Origin of the sequence: Streptomyces sp. NPDC002680 (genome assembly GCF_042889145.1) — a bacterium.
Taxonomy (GTDB): Bacteria; Actinomycetota; Actinomycetes; order Streptomycetales; family Streptomycetaceae; genus Streptomyces; species Streptomyces adonidis.
In genome coordinates this window covers 66,732-84,465 of sequence record NZ_JBIAQP010000010.1, presented here as the reverse complement: position 1 = coordinate 84,465, position 17,734 = coordinate 66,732, and the positions used below count along the sequence as shown (strand labels likewise).

The 17,734-nt window shown below is 71.5% G+C and carries 17 protein-coding genes; 7 read left to right on the top strand and 10 right to left on the bottom strand.

The genetic code is table 11. The annotated features are described in order from the left end of the window. Positions 1-66 precede the first annotated feature (66 nt). From ACFYXF_RS26065 to ACFYXF_RS26050, 4 genes are read right to left on the bottom strand one after another with little or no spacing between them, the layout of a single operon-like run. Positions 67-1,002 carry an ABC transporter substrate-binding protein gene (locus ACFYXF_RS26065; protein WP_389353322.1) on the bottom strand — a complete coding sequence of 312 codons (936 nt, stop codon included), beginning with the start codon at positions 1,000-1,002 and terminating at the stop codon, positions 67-69. A 56-nt stretch (positions 1,003-1,058) separates the two neighbouring features. Then, the gene (locus ACFYXF_RS26060; RefSeq protein ID WP_389352806.1) at positions 1,059-1,721 is read right to left on the bottom strand and encodes an ABC transporter permease; all 663 of its coding nucleotides are present in this window, start codon (positions 1,719-1,721) and stop codon (positions 1,059-1,061) included. A 1-nt stretch (position 1,722) separates the two neighbouring features. Next, a complete protein-coding gene (locus tag ACFYXF_RS26055) occupies positions 1,723-2,364 on the bottom strand; it encodes an ABC transporter permease (protein WP_389352804.1) in 642 nt (213 codons plus the stop codon). Next, entirely contained in the window at positions 2,361-3,422 is a 1,062-nt protein-coding gene (locus ACFYXF_RS26050; protein WP_389353320.1) for an ABC transporter ATP-binding protein, read from the bottom strand. The genes ACFYXF_RS26055 and ACFYXF_RS26050 overlap by 4 nt, the downstream gene beginning before the upstream one ends. A 142-nt stretch (positions 3,423-3,564) precedes the next feature. On the opposite strand from ACFYXF_RS26050, the gene ACFYXF_RS26045 reads away from it, so the two are divergent. The 3 genes from ACFYXF_RS26045 to ACFYXF_RS26035 all read left to right on the top strand — a co-directional run bounded on the left by ACFYXF_RS26045 (position 3,565) and on the right by ACFYXF_RS26035 (position 6,941). After that, positions 3,565-5,130: an aromatic amino acid ammonia-lyase gene (locus ACFYXF_RS26045; protein WP_389352802.1), complete on the top strand. Its 1,566-nt coding sequence runs from the start codon at positions 3,565-3,567 to the stop codon at positions 5,128-5,130. Between the two features lie 140 nt (positions 5,131-5,270). Further along, complete coding sequence (locus ACFYXF_RS26040) at positions 5,271-6,245, top strand: MurR/RpiR family transcriptional regulator (protein ID WP_389353318.1); 975 nt, start codon at positions 5,271-5,273, stop codon at positions 6,243-6,245. A gap of 102 nt (positions 6,246-6,347) precedes the next feature. Then, entirely contained in the window at positions 6,348-6,941 is a 594-nt protein-coding gene (locus ACFYXF_RS26035; protein ID WP_389352801.1) for a hypothetical protein, read from the top strand. Positions 6,942-6,972: 31 nt separating this feature from the next. Here ACFYXF_RS26035 and ACFYXF_RS26030 read toward each other — a convergent pair whose 3' ends face one another. The 5 genes from ACFYXF_RS26030 to ACFYXF_RS26010 all read right to left on the bottom strand — a co-directional run bounded on the left by ACFYXF_RS26030 (position 6,973) and on the right by ACFYXF_RS26010 (position 10,873). Continuing rightward, entirely contained in the window at positions 6,973-7,347 is a 375-nt protein-coding gene (locus ACFYXF_RS26030; protein WP_053745740.1) for a hypothetical protein, read from the bottom strand. A gap of 26 nt (positions 7,348-7,373) precedes the next feature. Beyond that, positions 7,374-7,889 (bottom strand): roadblock/LC7 domain-containing protein, encoded by a 516-nt coding sequence (locus ACFYXF_RS26025; protein ID WP_389352799.1) that lies wholly within the window; start codon positions 7,887-7,889, stop codon positions 7,374-7,376. 34 nt (positions 7,890-7,923) lie between these two features. Beyond that, positions 7,924-8,787 (bottom strand): transcriptional regulator, encoded by an 864-nt coding sequence (locus tag ACFYXF_RS26020; RefSeq protein ID WP_389352797.1) that lies wholly within the window; start codon positions 8,785-8,787, stop codon positions 7,924-7,926. Next, positions 8,784-9,218: a hypothetical protein gene (locus tag ACFYXF_RS26015; protein ID WP_389352795.1), complete on the bottom strand. Its 435-nt coding sequence runs from the start codon at positions 9,216-9,218 to the stop codon at positions 8,784-8,786. The genes ACFYXF_RS26020 and ACFYXF_RS26015 overlap by 4 nt, the downstream gene beginning before the upstream one ends. A gap of 242 nt (positions 9,219-9,460) precedes the next feature. Beyond that, positions 9,461-10,873: a diaminopimelate decarboxylase gene (locus ACFYXF_RS26010; protein WP_389352793.1), complete on the bottom strand. Its 1,413-nt coding sequence runs from the start codon at positions 10,871-10,873 to the stop codon at positions 9,461-9,463. 137 nt (positions 10,874-11,010) lie between these two features. On the opposite strand from ACFYXF_RS26010, the gene hutU reads away from it, so the two are divergent. From hutU to hutI, 4 genes are all read left to right on the top strand, one after another. Beyond that, positions 11,011-12,675, top strand: a complete 1,665-nt coding sequence (gene hutU / locus ACFYXF_RS26005; RefSeq protein WP_369034589.1) for a urocanate hydratase — start codon at positions 11,011-11,013, stop codon at positions 12,673-12,675. Positions 12,676-12,881: 206 nt separating this feature from the next. Beyond that, entirely contained in the window at positions 12,882-14,084 is a 1,203-nt protein-coding gene (locus ACFYXF_RS26000; protein ID WP_389353317.1) for an allantoate amidohydrolase, read from the top strand. Next, positions 14,081-15,427 (top strand): formimidoylglutamate deiminase, encoded by a 1,347-nt coding sequence (locus tag ACFYXF_RS25995; RefSeq protein WP_389352791.1) that lies wholly within the window; start codon positions 14,081-14,083, stop codon positions 15,425-15,427. The genes ACFYXF_RS26000 and ACFYXF_RS25995 overlap by 4 nt, the downstream gene beginning before the upstream one ends. Positions 15,428-15,486: 59 nt before the next feature. Next, positions 15,487-16,743, top strand: a complete 1,257-nt coding sequence (gene hutI / locus ACFYXF_RS25990; protein WP_389352789.1) for an imidazolonepropionase — start codon at positions 15,487-15,489, stop codon at positions 16,741-16,743. 13 nt (positions 16,744-16,756) lie between these two features. Here hutI and ACFYXF_RS25985 read toward each other — a convergent pair whose 3' ends face one another. Then, positions 16,757-17,638, bottom strand: a complete 882-nt coding sequence (locus ACFYXF_RS25985) for a hypothetical protein (protein ID WP_389352787.1) — start codon at positions 17,636-17,638, stop codon at positions 16,757-16,759. Positions 17,639-17,734: the final 96 nt, after the last annotated feature.

The following is a 17,734-nucleotide window of genomic DNA, read 5'->3' as shown; positions in this document are numbered from 1 at the left end:
CCTGGGCCGGACCCTAGGGGGCAGGACCGGCAAGGGGTCTCCGGCAAAGGTTCTCCGGCAAGGGGCCTACTTCGTCAGGCCCTTCTCCTTCGCGTACGCGTTCGCCACGTCCTCCGGGTCCTTCTTGTCCTTGTCCACCTTGCGGTTCAGCTCGGTGAGGTCGGTCGTCGTGAGGACGTTGCCGAGTTCGGCGAGGGCCTTGCGGACCTTAGAGTCGGCCTTGCGGTCGGCTATCAGGGGGACGATGTGCTGGCCGGGGATCAGGTTCTTGGGGTCCGTCAGGACGACCCAGCCGTTGTCCAGGATGTCGGTGTCCGTGGTGAACAGGTTCGCCACGTCGACATCCCCCTTCTTCAGGGCGCCCTTGACCAGCGGACCGGACGAGTCGAGCGACTTGAACTCCTTGAACTCGACCCCGTACACCTCCTTGAGGCCCACCACGCCCACCTCGCGCGTCTTCACCTCCGCCGCCGCACCGATGATCAGCTTGCCGTTCTGCTTCTTCAGGTCGGCCAGGGAGGTCAGGCCGTACTTGGCCGCCGTCTCGCGGGTCACGACGAAGGCGTCCGAGTCCTCGGCCATGCCGTACGGGAGGACCTGGAGGCCCGCCGGGAGGGCGATCGTGAGGGCGTTCTGCATCTCGCCCTCCTCCGTCGCCGTCGCCTTGGGGGCCACGTAGTGCAGCAGGGCGCCCTGGTACTCGGGGAGGAGGTCGATGTCGCCGCTCTTCATCGCGGGGATGAGGATCTCGCGGCTGCCCAGGTTCGGGCGGACCTTGGTCTTCACGCCCGCCGCGCCCAGTACGGCCGCGTAGAGGTAACCCAGCACCTGGTTCTCGGTGAAGTTGGCGGTGCCGATGGTGAGGCCGCCCGCGCTGGAGCCGCTGCCCCCGCCCGCGGAGCCGGACCCTTCGTCGAGGGAGGTGATGCCACCGCTGCACGCGGCGAGGGCGGGGACGGAGGCGGCTGCGAAGAGGCCGCCGAGGAGGGCACGTCGGTTCATCGGAAGGGCCATCGGAAGAACTCCTGGGCGGTTCGTTTACGCGGGGCGGTGACGGATTACGCGGGGCGGTGACGGAAGAGGAAGCGCTGGACGCCGGAGAGCGCCAGGTCCAGGGCGATGGCGACCACGGCGACCAGCACCGCACCGCCCATCACCTGGACCAGGTCGCGCTGGGCGAGGCCGTCGAAGACGTAGCGGCCCAGGCCCCCGAAGGAGACGTACGCGGCGATGGTGGCCGTGGCCACCACCTGGATCAGTGCCAGGCGCAGGCCGGTCATGATCAGGGGGAGCGCGAGCGGCAGTTCGACCTGGAAGAGGACCTGGTGCCAGCGCATGCCCTGGCCGCGCGCCGCGTCCTTCACGTCCAGGTCGACGGCGGTCATACCGGCGTACGTGTTCGTGACGATGGACGGGACCGCGAGCGCCACCAGGGCGATGTACACCGGCCACATCGAAAGACCGCTGGCTAGGAAGACGAGAACGACCAGGCCGACCGTCGGCAGGGCGCGGCCGAAGGAGGCCAGGTTGATCGCCACGAACGCGCCCCGGCCCGTGTGGCCGATGAGCAGGCCGAGCGGGAGGCCGATGGCTGTCGCGATGAGGGTGGCGAGCAGAGAGTACTGGAGGTGCTCGGCGAGGCGGTGCGCGATGCCGTCGTAGCCGGACCACTGGTCGCCGCTGGTCAGCCAGGAGCCGAGATCCTTGAAGAGTTCGTACATGTCAGGCTCGCCGCCTCGTCCACGGGGTGAGTACGTACTGGACGGCGACCAGCAGCGCGTCCGCGATCACCGCGAGGAGCAGGGTGAGGACCACTCCCGCGATCACCGGGGTCGGGAAGTTGCGCTGGAAACCGTCCGTGAAGAGCTGGCCGAGGCCGCCGTCGCCGATGTAGGTCGCCACGGAGACGAGCGAGATCGACATGACCGTCGCGATGCGGACGCCCGCCATGATCACCGGGAGTGCGAGCGGGAGTTCGACCGTGAGGAGGGTGCGCAGCGGGCGCGTGCCCATCGCCTTGGCCGCCTCCTTCGTCTTCACCGGCACCGAGTCGAGGCCCTCGACCGTGTTCCGCAGCAGCACGACCAGCGTGTAGACCGTCAGGCCGATCACGGTGGTGGTGCGGGTCAGACCGCTGACCGGCAGCAGGAGCACGAAGATCGCGATCGACGGGATCGTGAAGAGAACGTTGGACAGCCCGAGCAGGAAGCCGCGCAGGGGGCGGACCCGGTGGGCGACCACGGCCAGGGGGAGCGAGATCAGCAGTCCGAAGAAGACCGCCGAGAGGGCCGCCTGGAGGTGGGAGACGGTGAGGGTGGTGAGGTCGTCGGTGTGGTCGCCGATCCACGACCAGTCGATGGTCATGCCTTGACCTGGGCTTCCGTCTGGGCCTCTGTGTGGGCTCGGCCCGCGTGTGCGTGGATGTCGTCGCGGGACGAGACGCCGGTGAGGGTGCCCGCGGCGTCCACGCGGGCTATGAGCCCGGTCGGGGAGGCGATCGACTCGTTGAGCGCCGCGAGCAGCGAATCGCCGTCCTTGAGCGGTCGTACGGGGATGTCGGCGCCGTTCGCGCCCCCGTCCGCCGCGTGCCAGTGCAGTGGCTTGCGGGCCTCGTCCAGTACGAGGGTCCAGGCGCCGCCCTCCGGGGCCGGGGCCTGCGGGAGGTCCGCGAGGGTCTTCAGGGAGAGCAGCTTGAGGCCGCGCTCGGCGCCGAGGAAGTCGGCGACGAAGTCGTCGGCCGGGCGGGCGAGCAGTTCGGCGGGGGTCGCGCACTGGACCAGATGGCCGCCGGTGCGGAAGATCGCGATCTGGTCGCCGAGCCGGACGGCCTCGTCGACGTCGTGCGTGACGAAGACGATGGTCTTGTTCAACTCCTTCTGCAGGCGCAGCAGTTCGTCCTGGAGCTGGGTGCGGACCACCGGGTCGACCGCGCCGAACGGCTCGTCCATGAGGAGGACGGGCGGGTCGGCGGCGAGCGCGCGGGCCACGCCGACGCGCTGCTGCTGGCCGCCGGACAGCTGGTGCGGGTACCGCTTGCCGGCGTCGGCGTTGAGGCCGACGGTCTCCAGGAGTTCGGCCGCGCGGGTGCGGGCCTTCTTCCGGCCCCAGCCAAGGAGCAGCGGTACGGTCGCGATGTTGTCGAGGACCGTGCGGTGCGGGAAGAGTCCGGACTGCTGGATGACGTACCCGATGGATCGCCGCAGGTCGGCGGCGTCCTGCTGGAGGACGTCCTTGCCGTTTACCTTGATTGTGCCGGAGGTCGGATCGACCATCCGGTTGATCATCCGCAGGGTGGTCGTCTTGCCGCAGCCGGAGGATCCGACGAGAACGGTCACGCCGCCTTCCGGCATCTGGAGCGAGAGGTCGTGGACTGCGGTGGTGCCGTTCGGGAAGCGCTTGTGGACCGCGTCGAACTGGATCATGGGGTGTCCCTTGCCGGGCCTGTATAACGTCATGCAGAGTTCTCCGTGTCTGAATAGATTGTCAATGCCCTCGTGTTAATCCGAGGTAACGGACGCCCAGCAAGCAAGATCAAACGTCCCATTTGAGGGGAGCGCGCACCTTATGTCGTCTCGGATCGTGGATGCATCGCTTCCGGTGCCGCCTCCGGTGTCCACCGGCATCGTCGTGCTGGACGGCGTCGGTCTCGGCGTCGAGGACGTCGTACGCCTCGCCGACGGAGCCGCGCGGCCTGTCCCCGGCACCGACGCGATGAAGCGCGTCGAGGAGGTCTGGGGCGTCGCCCGTCAGATCGCCGCGACCGGCCGCGTGTACGGCCGCTCCACCGGCGTCGGCGCCAACCGCAACGAGAACGTCCCGACCGAGGCCGCCGCCGACCACGGTCTGCGTCTGCTGCGCAGCCACGCGGGTGCCATCGGCGCGGAACTCCCGGCCCGGCAGGTACGGGCGATGCTCGCCGTCCGCGCCAACCAGCTCCTCGCTGGCGGCGCCGGACTGCGCCCCGGGGTGGTCACGGCCCTGTGCGAGGCGCTGGAGAGCGGCGCGTATCCCGTGGTCAACGAGTTCGGGTCGGTCGGTACGGGCGACATCGCGGCGCTGGCCCAAATGGGGCTGGCGCTGGCGGGGGAGCACGAGTGGATCGCGCCGGCGACGGGAGCGGGGGGCTCGGCTTCCCGCGGCTGGCGGGTCACCGGCGCCCCCGAGCCGCAGGCCCTCGACAACAACGACGCCCTCGCCCTGATCAGCAGCAACGCCCTCACTCTCGGGCAGTCCGCGCTGGCTCTGCACGAACTGCGCGGGCTCATCGTCGCCACGCAGGTCGTAGCCGCGCTCTCCCTCCTGGCCGTCGACGGCTCGCACGAGGCGTACGCCGCCCCCGTGCACGCCGCGCGTCCGCACCGGGGGTCGGTCGAGGTCGCGCGCCGGATGCGGGCGTTGATCGGTTCGGCGGACCGGCCCACGCCTCCCCTCGGCCGCATCCAGGACCCGTACGCCTTCCGGTGTCTGCCGCAGATCCACGGGCCCGCGCACGACGCGGCGGATGCGCTGGAGGGGGTCCTCGCGATCGAGATCAACGCCGCCGCCGAGAACCCGCTCATCTCCCCCGAGGACCTCGCCGCCTACCACCACGGCGGCTTCTACCAGGCCCAACTCGCCCTGGCCCTGGACCACTTCAGGCTGGCGGTCACTCAGGTGGCACGCCTGTCCACCTCCCGCCTGTCCACCCTCAACGAGCCCGCCTTCACCCGCCTGCGCCCCTTCCTGGCCGACCATGAACCCGCCGCCTCCGGCGTGATGATCCTGGAGTACGCCGCCGGCGCCGCCCTCGGTGACCTGCGGGCCTTCTCCGCGCCCGCCTCGCTCGGGCACGCTGTACTCTCCCGGGGCGTCGAGGAACAGGCCAGCTTCGCCTCGCTCGCCGCCCGCCAGACACTGCGCGCCTGCGACGCGTACCGTCTCGTCGTCGGCTGCGAACTGGTCGCCGCCGTCCGGGCGCTGCGCCAGCGCGACCTGCGCCCGGACCCGGACCTGCCGGTCGGCCGGGCAATGGAGCTGGCCGAGTCGGTCCTGGACGCCGACTCGACCGACCGCCCACTCACACACGACGTGACGGTGGCGTCGGCACTGCTGGACCGGTTCACGGAGATCTGGAGGGGGAGCGGGGAATGAGCACGCCGAGGGCGGACGACAGCGGGGGTGCGGGTACCTCGGGTACGGGGGCGCGTACCGGTACCGGTGTGGGTGGGGACGCGGGCGTGGGTCCCGGCGCGCGCCGGGACGGGAACGCGGACGACGGTGTCGGCGCGGACATGGGAGCGGGTGCGGAGGCGGGCGTGGGCACGGGTGCGGCGGGGGGCGTGGAAGGTCGCGGGGACGCGGGCGGCGGCACGGGTGGGACCGCCACCGGTGGCCCCGGCCTGGATGGGGACGCGGGTGCGGGTGGGACCCCGCCCGACAGTCCTGCCGGGCGGCTTCAGGCGCTCTTCGAGGGGCATCGGCTCACTCCGACCCAGCGGCGTATCGCGCACAGCATGGTGCGGCGGGCCGCCGACGTGCCGTTTCTCTCCAGCGTCGAGCTGGCCGAGCTGGCCGGGGTCAGCCAGCCGTCCGTCACGCGGTTCGCCGTCGCTCTCGGGTTCGACGGTTATCCCGCCCTGCGCAAGCATCTGCGCGAGGTCGCGCCCGCCGAACAGAGCGCCGAGCCGGGCTCGTACAACGAGTACCAGCAGGCCGTCGAGGCCGAGATCGAGAACCTGAGGCACCTGGCCGAGGTGCTCGCCGATCCGCGTCCCGTGCACCGGGCCGGGCGGCTGCTCGCCGCGTCCCGCCCGCTGCCCGTCCTCGGGCTGCGCGCCGCCGCCTCCCAGGCCTACGGCTTCGCCTACTTCGCCGCCAAGGTCCACCCGGACGTACGGCTGCTCCACGAGGGCGGCACGATGATCCACGACCGGATCGACGCCGCCGTACGGGCGGGCGCCACCACCCTGCTCTGCTTCGCGCTGCCCCGGCATCCGCGCGAGGTCGTCGACACCCTCGCCTACGCCAAGGCGGCCGGCCTGACCGTCGTCACCGTCGCCGACTCCGCGTTCGCGCCGGTCGCGAAGGTCTCCGACCTGCTGCTGCCCGCCGCCGTCGGCACCGGCCTCGCCTTCGACACCGCCTGCGCGCCGATGCTCCTCGGCCGGGTGTTGCTGGAGGCCATGTGCGACGACCTGCCGGACGCCCAGGCCCGCCTGGAGGAGTTCGACGCGCGGGCCGCGACCCGGAGTCTGTTCGTGGAGTAGGCCTCATCACGGACTTGTGCGGCTCTCAGACTCGTCTCACGTTCGCTCGTTACTCTCCCGCTCCGACAGCACTGTGCCGGGAGAACGAACCGGGAGGCGGACGTGGCACGCGGAGTTCACGGAAGACAGGGCCTGGCTCGGGTGGCCGTGGTCGTAAGGGCCGGAGCGGCGCCCATGTGGTGGCTCGGAGTGTTCGCGGCGGGCGTCGGCGTGGTGCTGCCGGGGATCACCGGCCGCCGGATCGGCGTCATGGCGGGGGCCGCGCTGTTCATCGTCACGGCCGGTGCCGTGGCGTATCTGCGGCGCCGGCGCTACACCGCGCTCGCCGCCGGTACCGCCCGGGCGGGCCGGCACGATGTGCTCCAGGACCGCGCGGTGACCGTGCGCAACTGGCGCCGGGGCCACCGCTGGTGGCTGCTGCTCGCCTTCGCCGCCGCGCTGGGCAGCTCCTTCGCGGTGCCCGCCGCGGGCGGGATGCTCCTCGCCGGGGCCGGTACGGGACTGCTGCTGAAGGCCGCCTGGCTGGGCCGGCGCGAGCGCGCCGACGACGTACTGCTGTGGGTACGGGTGGACTGGCTCGGCCCGCGCGCCGGCGCCCCGGTCGGCAAGCCGGTCAAGGCCTACCGCTCCACCGGGATCGCCGCGGGCGACGCGACCCCGGGCGGGGCGCGCCGCCGCGGCGACGTACTGGTCTAGCTCGTCGGTTCCCCCGGTGCCGGGGCGGGTCTCAGACCTCGATGTCCGCCTCGATCCTCTTCAGCTGGTGGCGGGCCATCGCCAGGTTGGAACGGTTGATGTCGAGCACCAGGTAGAGGAAGAGGCCGTTGCCGCCGCGCCCCTTCATCATCCGGATCAGGTGGTACTGGCTGGAGAGCGTGATCAGGATGTCCTCGATCTCGCCCTTCAGCCCGAGATGCTCCATCGTGCGCATCTTGGCGCGTACGACATCGGTGTTGCCGGCGGCGGCGACGTTCAGGTCGAACGTCTTGCTGCCGCCCATCGTGCCCAGGGCCATGCCGCTGGTGTAGTCGACGAGGGCGACTCCGGTGGCGCCCTCGATGGAGGTCAGCGCCTCTTTCAGCGCGGTCTCGGTGTTGGCCATGACGGTGTTCCTCTCCTGCTTCCGGTTCAACTTTCCGTGGTGGTACGCGCGTTGGGCGTGGTTGACGGTGTGCGTGGCGCGCGCGGTGTTCTGGTTCGGGTGGGCATCGGTGGTGCGGGGGCGGGTGACGGCGTGGGCGCGGGAGCAGCGGCCGGTCTGGGCGCCTGTTCGGCCGCCGCGTCCACCAGCTCCCCGATGCGGACGCCGGCCCTGCGGCCCTCCAGGTGCAGCCGGCCGACGTTGACGCGGTCCTGGGCGAGCAGCGTCAGGACGGCGCTGCGGCCCGCCGCGTACGTCGCCACATAGCCGTACACCCCGCGCACCAGCAGCTCGCGGAAGTCGCCCTGGCCGGTCGCGTCCGCCATCCGCACGGCGACGCTGAGCGCGGTGGCGGTGAGCGCCGCGACCGTCTCCGGTTCGACGCCCGGGGTGTCGTGGACGAGGACGAGACCGTCGACGCTGGCCGCGAGCGCCCCGGTGAGCTGCGGCACGCGGGCCCGCAACCGGCGTAGTTCGTCCATGACTTCGGCCTCGGCTGCCATGAGTTGTCTCCTCTCGGCACGCGGGCGCTGCCGCTCAAAGGGCCTCCAGCGCATCCCTGAGCCTCTTCAGCAGCGTGATGTTGGGGTCGGTGAACGAGGGCGGCAGCGATCCTGGCGGCGCCGGTGGCGCCGAGGACGTGGACGGCGGGGGAGGCGGGAGGGCCGGGACAGCCGCCGGGACTATGACCCCGGCCGCCGCGAGCCGCCGTACGTCCACCAGGGTGTGGAAGGTCGGGCGGGCCAGCGCCAGTGCGATGTCCGCCGCCGTGCGGACACCGTCCACCAGGTCCAGTACGGCGGACTGGCGGGCGCTGATGGTCGGCGCCCCCGGGCTGCCGGAGCGGAGCAGCGGGGCGCTGTCGGCGGCCGGGTCGGGCCAGATGCGGTGGAGCAGGGCGCGGCGGCGCAGGGTCTCGTGCTCCAGCGCCGCCACCGGCACGGGGCGCACCGGGCCGAGCCAGTGCGTGTCCCCGTACCGGAAGTGCCCCGGTGTGCCGCTGGGCGCGAGGGCGAAGTACGCCGCGTCGTACAGCGCCCCCAGGTGGCACACCTCCAGGGCGCCCGCGCCGATCCGGCCGCTCTCGACCAGGAACCGCCCGACCCGGTTCCGCTCACCGGCCGCTCCTACGGCGTCCCGCCAGCCGTCCGCGTCCAGCGTGCCGCGCGCGGTGAGCAGCACGTCGAGCCCCGGTACGGCCGGGCTCTCGGCGTGCACGACCTGGCCGTCGGCGAGATAGAGCGAGCCGCACTCCCGCACCAGGGCGCCGGTGGCCCGCTCGCCGGCCAGCCGGCCGAGGATCGGGGAGACCCCGCCCCACGCGCGCTGCCGGGCCGCCGCCTTGTCCCGTACCGGCAGACGCGGCGGCGGGGTCGTCAGATTCGCGTGCACCGCAGTCATCCCAGCACCAGCCGTCCGGCCATCTCGCCGAGGCGGATGCGGGCCAGCGCGAGATTGCCCTCCGCGCGGGCCAGCCACAGGTGCAGGAACACGCTGCTGTCGAAGCTCGTCGTCACGAACCGCAGGACGTGATAGCTGTCCCGGTTGCTGATGATCAGGTCCTCGACCGGCGGGTCCTGCCCCCGGCCGACGGCCGCCCCGCCTGCCGCGGCTGAACCGGACTCCCCGTCGTCGCCCTCGGGAGCGAACGCGCGGTGCTCGGCGGCCAGCCGGGCCAGCTCCGCCGCCTCGGCCGCCATCGTCTCCGGGTCACCGCCCGGGGAGTCCCCGACGGTGCCCAGTGCCAGCCCGCTGGTCCAGTCGACCAGCGCGGCGCCCCTGGCACCGGGCAGCCGCATGGCTTCCAGCAAGCACTCGTCGATTCCGGGCACCCTTGGCCCCTCCTGCCTGTCCCGCTCGCGTCTGTCCGGCCGGTGTTCGATCGCCCAGCCTGGAGTTCGCCGACCTGACGTTCGGCCAACCTGGTGTTCGGCTGAGTGACGCAGACGCTACGCAACGTGTGCATGAGGAGTGAGAGATCTGGCATTTTCCAGTGGAACATGCGCTGGATGACTAAGGTGGGTCGACTGGCCCTGTTTTCAGAGCAGTTGACCTGCATGTTCCCCGGAGTCCGTCAAGGGCGTGCGGTGGGGGAGGTGGTTGCGGAGAGGGTGGTGAGCGTGGCGGCGTGCGCCCCGCCGGATTCGGCCACGATCTCGGCGACGGTCTGCGGCTCCCGTACGACCGCGAAGACGACGTTTCCGTCCCCGTTCCCGCTCGGCGCGAAGCCGTAGATCCCGGGCCGGGCGAGGGAGTTGTACGCGTAGTGGTGCGCGAAGTAGTACGCGCCCGTGTCCAGTGCCGCCGCGTAGTCGCCCTGTTCGAGCAGCGGCAGCGCACGCCCCTCGGCGAGCAGGTCGCCCGAGAAACAGGCAGGCCCGGCCACGTCCTGCACGACCTCCGGTCCCGCCTTCGGCCGCCCCTTCTCGTCGTACGCGGCGATCCTCAGCGGCCACGACGCAGGCGCGTACACCGTCCGTGTCGCGACCTGCACGCCCGCGTGCGTGACCGCGACCGGCCGCCCGCCGGCGCTCTTCGCGTACTCGACCCGCGCCACGATCGTGCCGTGCTTGGCCAGCAGCGACCGCCCGAATTCGGTCACCAGCCCGTACCGCCCGCCGAACAGCCCCGGCACCTCCTCGCTCAGCAGCCGTGCGTACTGCGCGTACGTCGGGCTCGTCGCGTCCGACGCGAAGTTGACCGGGAGCCCGCCGCCGATGTCGATCGTGTCGATCTGCCGCCGCCCGACCCGCCGGTTGATCTCCTCGGCCAGCGCGTACGTCTCCGCCGCGCCCCGCACCATCAGCGCCAGCGGGATGCCCTGCGACCCGGTGTGCGCGTGCAGCCTGGTCAGCCACGGGCGCTCGGCGTACGCCCCCACGATCCACTCGCGCGCCCCCTCGTCCAGCAATGCGACCCCGAACTTCGAAGTCGCGGTGGCGGTGGAGGTGGCCCCGATCGACCCTCCGCCGATCTGCGGGTTCACCCGTATCCCGATGGGGGACCGGCTGGTCGCCGACCGCATCAGGGCGTCGAGACGGTCCAGCTCCTGCGGGTTGTCGGCGTTCACGGCGATGCCCAGGGCCAGCGCCTCGCGCAGCTCGGCGGGCGTCTTCGCGGGCGAGTCCAGCACCGTCCGGGACGGCGCCACCCCGGCCGCCCGCGCCAGCGCCAGCTCCCCGGGGCTCGCCACCTCGGCCCCGATCCCCTCCTCGCGCAGCAGCCGCAGTACGGGCACCAGCGGGGTCGCCTTCACCGCGAAGGCGTGCAGTACGGGTGTGCCGGGCGCGACGACCGCGTCGAAGGCGGCGCGCAGCTCGGCGGCGGACTCGCGGATGCCGGTGACGTCGAGGAGTCCGACGATGGGTGCGTCGGCGCGGAGCAGCCCCTGCTCCACGGCGGCACGTACGGCCTCGTCCCGGCGGTTGGTCCGACCGGCCCCGTTGTGGTCCACAGTGTCCCCCGTGGTGTCGATGTCCGTGTCCATGGGTCAAGCGAAACATCCGTGCCGCACACATGCAGACGCCGGAATGTATTGACTAGTTCTATTCAGGAAGTCAGGATGTGAATATCCGCTGCAACAGTCCGTCAGTAGTTCTTCAACAGTCCGCTGGGAGGCAGACCATGTCAGGACCCCGCCCCGTACGAGCCCCGCGCGGTACGGAACTGAGTGCCCTGGGATGGCAGCAGGAGGCCGCCCTCCGGATGCTCCAGAACAACCTGGACCCCGAGGTCGCCGAACACCCCGACAAGCTCGTCGTCTACGGCGGCACCGGCAAGGCCGCCCGTGACTGGCGCTCCTTCGACGCCATGGTCCGCACCCTGCGGACCCTGAAGCAGGACGAGACGATGCTCGTCCAGTCGGGCCGCCCGGTCGGTGTCATGCAGACCCACGAGTGGGCCCCGCGTGTCCTGATCGCCAACTCCAACCTGGTCGGCGACTGGGCGAACTGGGAGGAGTTCCGCCGCCTGGAGGCCCTCGGCCTGACCATGTACGGGCAGATGACCGCCGGTTCGTGGATCTACATCGGCACCCAGGGCATCCTCCAGGGCACCTACGAGACCTTCGCCGCCGTCGCCGCCAAGAAGTTCGGCGGCACCCTCGCCGGGACGATCACCCTGACCGCCGGCCTCGGCGGGATGGGCGGCGCCCAGCCGCTCGCCGTGACGATGAACGACGGTGTCGCGATCTGTATCGACGTCGACCCGCGTGCCATCGAGCGCCGCATCGAGCACCGGTACCTCGATGTGAAGGCCGACTCCCTGGAGCACGCCCTCCAGCTCGCGGTCGAGGCCCGTGACGCCCGCCGCCCGCTCTCCATCGGCCTGCTCGGCAACGCGGCCGAACTGCTCCCGCGGATGCTCGCCGAGAGCGCGCCCATCGACATCGTGACCGACCAGACCTCGGCCCACGACCCGCTGGCCTACCTCCCCGTCGGCGTCGACTTCGACGACATGGCGTCCGCCGCGGCGAAGGACCCGGCCGGCTTCACGACCCGGGCGCGCGAGTCGATGGCCCGGCACGTGGAGGCGATGGTCGGCTTCATGGACGCCGGTGCCGAGGTCTTCGACTACGGCAACTCGATCCGGGGCGAGGCCCAACTCGCCGGATACGAGCGGGCGTTCGCGTTCCCGGGCTTCGTCCCGGCGTACATCCGCCCCCTCTTCTGCGAAGGCAAGGGCCCCTTCCGCTGGGCGGCCCTGTCGGGCGAGGCGTCCGACATCGCGAAGACGGACAAGGCGATGCTGGAGCTGTTCCCCGAGAACGAGTCCCTGCACCGCTGGATCAAGATGGCCGGTGAGCGGGTCCACTTCCAGGGTCTCCCGGCCCGGATCTGCTGGCTCGGCTACGGCGAGCGGGACAAGGCGGGCGAGCGCTTCAACGACATGGTGGCGAGCGGTGAGCTGGCGGCGCCGCTGGCGATCGGCCGCGACCACCTGGACTGCGGGTCCGTCGCGTCTCCCTACCGGGAGACCGAGGCGATGCTCGACGGTTCCGACGCGATCGCCGACTGGCCGCTGCTGAACGCGATGGTGAACGTGGCGTCCGGCGCGTCGTGGGTGTCCATCCACCACGGGGGCGGGGTCGGCATGGGCCGGTCGATCCACGCCGGGCAGGTGTCGGTGGCGGACGGTACGAAGCTGGCGGGGGAGAAGATCCGCCGGGTGCTGACGAACGACCCCGGGATGGGTGTCATCCGCCATGTGGATGCCGGGTACGACATCGCGGAGACGGTCGCTGACGAGCGGGGTGTGCGGGTGCCGATGCGCGAGGGGGACGACGCGTGAGGGATTCTTCGGTCGGGGACGGCAACTCTTCGGCGGGGGCGGGCGGTTCGTCGCCGACTGCCGGTTCGGCTGTGCCCACCCGTTCCGCCCTGCGGAACGCCTGCCCACAGCCTGGTGGCGGGCCGGCCGCACAGCCCGATGCGGCGACCGCTGGAACGGAAGCCGGTGGACCGCAGCCCGGGCCGACCGGCGCCTCCTTCCACGCCATGTGGCGTGACCTCGCCCCCCTCGGGCGGCACCCCGACTCCCGTGGCTATCGGCGTTACGCCTGGACCGGGATCGATCTCGAATGTCGGGCCTGGTTCAAGGAGCAGGCCGAGTCTCGGGGGTTGTCGTACGAGGTCGACCGGAACGGGAATCAGTGGGCCTGGCTCGGGGATCCCGCTGAGGGGGATGCCGTTGTCACCGGGTCGCATCTTGACTCCGTGCCCGATGGTGGGGCCTTCGACGGGCCCCTGGGTGTGGTCTCCTCCTTTGCTGCTCTCGATGAGCTTCGGGGGCGCGGGGCGCAGTTCACCAAGCCCCTCGCCATCGTCAACTTCGGGGACGAGGAAGGTGCCCGGTTCGGGCTCGCCTGTGTCGGGTCGCGGCTCACCGCCGGGGCCGTCACCGTCGAGCAGGCTCGGCTGCTGACCGACGGGGACGGGATCACGCTGCCTCGGGCCATGGAAGCCGCCGGGTACGACCCGGACACCATCGGGCCGGACCCCGAGCGGCTCGCCCGTATCGGCGCCTTCGTCGAACTGCACGTCGAGCAGGGGCGGGCGCTCGACCTGAGCGGCGACCGTGTCGGCATCGCCAGTGCCATCTGGCCGCACGGGCGCTGGCGGTTCGACTTCCGCGGCGAGGCCAATCACGCCGGTACGACACGGCTCGTCGACCGGCGCGACCCCATGCTGTCGTACGCCGAGACCGTCCTCGCCGCCCGCCGCGAGGCCGAACTCGCCGGTGCCGTCGCCACCTTCGGGAAGATCTCCGTCGAGCCCAACGGCGTCAACGCCATCCCCTCCCTCGTACGCGGCTGGCTCGACTCCCGTGCCGCCGATCAGAAGGCCCTCGACACCGTCGTCTCCGGCGTCGAGCGGGCGGCCCGCGAGTACGCCGAGGCGCACGGCGTCGACCTCGACGTCGTCCGGGAGTCCTTCACCCCCGTCGTCGAGTTCGACCACGCCCTGCGCGACGAACTCGGCCGCATCCTCGGGAAGGACACCGACCTCACCGTCCCCGTCCTCGGTACCGGCGCCGGACACGACGCCGGGATTCTCTCCGGGAGCATCCCGACCGCCATGCTGTTCGTGCGCAACCCCACGGGCGTCTCGCACTCCCCGGCGGAGTACGCCGCCGAGGACGACTGCGTGGCCGGGGTGACCGCACTCGCCGACGTACTGGAAGGGCTGGCCTGCACGTGACCCACCCCCAAGCACGGACGTACTGGCTGGAGCACGCCTGGCTCGACACCAACGTCGAGCCGGGCGTCGCCCTGGACGTCGAGGACGGTCGGATTGCGGCCGTTCGTACGGGAGTCGACGGCCCGCCCTCCGGCGCCGAGATCCTTCGCGGGCTCACCCTCCCCGGCCTCGCCAACGCCCACAGCCACGCCTTTCACCGGGCCCTGCGCGGCACCGTCCAGGTCGGCTCCGGGACCTTCTGGACCTGGCGCGAGGTCATGTACTCCTTCGCCGACAAGCTGACCCCGGACACCTACCACGCCCTCGCGCGTGCCGTGTACGCCGAGATGGCCCTCGCCGGTATCACGGCCGTGGGCGAGTTCCACTACGTCCACCACGCCCCGGGCGGCACCCCGTACGCCGACCCGAACGCGATGGGTGAGGCACTCGTCGAGGCCGCTTCCGACGCCGGTGTCCGTATCACCCTTCTCGACACCGCCTATCTCTCCTCCGGTTTCGGACAGGCCCCCAACCGCCACCAGCTCCGTTTCTCCGACGGCACCGCCGACGCCTGGGCGGAACGCTGTTCAGTTCTCAAGGAACGGGATCACGCGCGGATCGGTGCCGCCATCCACTCCGTACGGGCCGTGCCCGCCGGGCAGTTGGCGACCGTGGCCCGCTGGGCCGAGGAACGACGGGCCCCCCTTCACGTCCACCTCTCCGAGCAGACCGCCGAGAACGACGCCTGCCTCGCCGCCCACGGACGCACCCCCACCCGACTCCTCGCCGACCACGGAGTCCTCGGCCCCCGCACCACCGGCGTCCACAACACCCACCTCACCGACGAGGACATCGCGCTGCTCGGTCACAGCGGCACCGGCACGTGCATGTGCCCCACCACGGAACGCGACCTCGCCGACGGCATCGGCCCCGCCGTCGCCCTCCAGCGCGCGGGTTCACCGCTCTCCCTCGGCTCCGACAGCCATGCCGTCATCGACCTGCTCGAAGAGGCCCGCGCCATGGAGCTGAACGAGCGCCTGCGCACCCGCACCCGGGGCCACTGGACAGCGGCAGCCCTGCTCCGGGCAGCCTCCGCCGACGGTCACGCGGCCCTCGGCTGGGAGGACGCGGGCACCCTGGAAGCCGGTGCGCTCGCCGACTTCACGACGATCGCGCTCGACTCGGTCAGAACTGCGGGACCGGTGCCTCGTCTAGGCGCGGAGACGGCGGTATTCGCAGCGTCGGCAGCGGATGTGCGCCATACGGTCGTGGGCGGGCGGCACGTCGTGCGCGACGGGGCGCACACCCTCGTACCAGAGGTGCCGCAGGCGCTCGCGGCGGCTGTCGAAGCCCTGCGCGCCTGACTCCCGTACGCACCCCGGTTCGCATCCCGGCCCTCCGCCCCGCCACCCATGAGGACGCCATGAACAGCCCCAGCACGCCGAGCAGTCCGAGCAGCCCGAACCGGACGAACAGTGCTATCGGCAGTACGACCGACACCACCACCGGCACGACGACCGTCATCACGAACATCGGCAGCCTGGTCACCAACGACCCCTCTCTCGGCGACGGTTCTCCTCTGGGACTGATCCAGGACGCGGCCGTCGTCATCGAAGGCGACCGCGTCGTCTGGACCGGTGAGAACAGCAAAGCACCCACCACTGACAATCGGGTCGACGCCGGTGGCAGGGCCGTCCTCCCGGGCTTCGTCGACTCCCACTCCCACCTCGTCTTCGCGGGCGACCGGACGCAGGAGTTCAACGCCCGGATGTCCGGGCGGAGCTATACGGCAGGTGGAATCCGTACGACCGTCGCCGCCACCCGCGCCGCCACCGACGCGGAACTGGAGGCCAACCTCACCCGTTACCTCCGCGAGGCGCTCCGGCAGGGCACGACGACCTTTGAAACCAAGTCCGGGTACGGCCTGACCGTCGAGGACGAGGCCCGCGCCCTGCGCATCGCCGCCGCGCACACCGACGAGGTCACCTACCTCGGCGCCCACATCGTGTCCCCGGACTACGCCGACGACCCGGCCGCCTATGTCGCCCTGGTCACCGGCGAGATGCTCGACGCCTGTGCCCCGTACGCCCGTTGGGTCGACGTCTTCTGCGAGAAGGGCGCCTTCGACGGCGACCAGGCCCGCGCGATCCTCACGGCGGGCAAGGCGAAGGGGCTGCACCCGCGCGTTCACGCCAACCAGCTCTCGTACGGCCCCGGCGTACAGCTCGCCGTCGAACTCGACGCCGCCAGCGCCGACCACTGCACCCACCTCACCGACGCCGATGTCGACGCCCTCGCGAACGGCCGTACGGTCGCGACCCTGCTGCCCGGCGCCGAGTTCTCCACCCGCGCCCAGTGGCCGGACGCCCGCCGGCTCCTCGACGCGGGCGTCACGGTCGCGCTCTCCACGGACTGCAACCCCGGCTCCTCCTTCACCTCCTCCGTGCCCTTCTGCATCGCGCTGGCCGTACGGGACATGGGCATGACCCCGGACGAGGCGGTCTGGTCGGCCACGGCGGGGGGCGCGCAAGCCCTCCGGCGCGACGACATCGGCCGTATCACGCCCGGGGCGTACGCCGACCTGACCCTCCTGGACGCCCCGAGCCACGTACACCTGGCCTACCGGCCGGGGGTCCCCCTGGTCAGCGGGGTGTGGCGGCGGGGCGTGCAGGTGGTCTGATCCCGGCCTCGGCTCAGAGGCCGTACCGGCTCTTCAGGTGGCGCCAGAAGTCACGGAACATCCACTTGTCGAACTCCGTGATCTGCGCCGCGCTGCCCGCCTTCATCAGGAAGCAGCACTGGCCGGTCGGGGTCCAGTCGTAGAAGTCGTCGAGCCCGAACGTGTGGCCGACCTCGTGCAGGTAGATGTGGATGTTCTCCTGGTCCAGCGCGCCGGTGAAGTACTCCTGGCCGACCCGCTGGCCCCAGTCGCCGCCCGCGCCACCCTGGAAGCCCTTCGTCAGCCACAGCGACTGGTCGTAGTGGCGGGCCGCGCCGCCCGGGCAGCGTGAGTAGTTGCCGTCCTGGTGGAAGAAGCGCCCGCAGTCCGGGGAGCACTGCGGGGAGCCGCCGGCGTCGAGGTTCCCGGCGTAGATGTCGACCGAACTGTCCGTCCACTGGAGGGTCGAGCGGTTCTTCACGGCCCAACCGACGATGTTGACGGGCACGTTGGTGTACGGCCAGGCGTTGTGGCCCGTGCCGTTGTCGAGCATGGCCGCCGTCCACTTGCCGAACTGCTTCTTCAGCGCCGCGTGGATCCGGTCGCGCAGGGCGGTGCTCACGGGCGCGTCCGACTCCCAGCGGACGCAGTAGTTGACGCTTCCCCGGTTGGCCATGACCTGGTCCCAGCCGTAGTTGCGGAAGCCGTAGAGGTCCGGGTAGGTCGACGAGACGTGGTTCCACACCTCGTTCAGCGGCTGTACGAGGTTCGCGGGCGGGTTCCAGACATCGGCGGCGGCCCGCACCTGTGCCGTCGTCCCGGCGGGGGCGGCGAAGGCGGCGGGCAGACCGGGGGCAGCGATCAGCGCGGCCAGTGCGGCCAGCACCGCCAACAGACGTGCGATGTGCTTGCGCATGGGTGAACTCCCTTTGTGGGGAACGGGATTCACCCTCGGGTCGCCGCCGGTCGCGGGCCGGGTTGCCCATCCCTCCCCGGCCGCTTTTCACTCCCT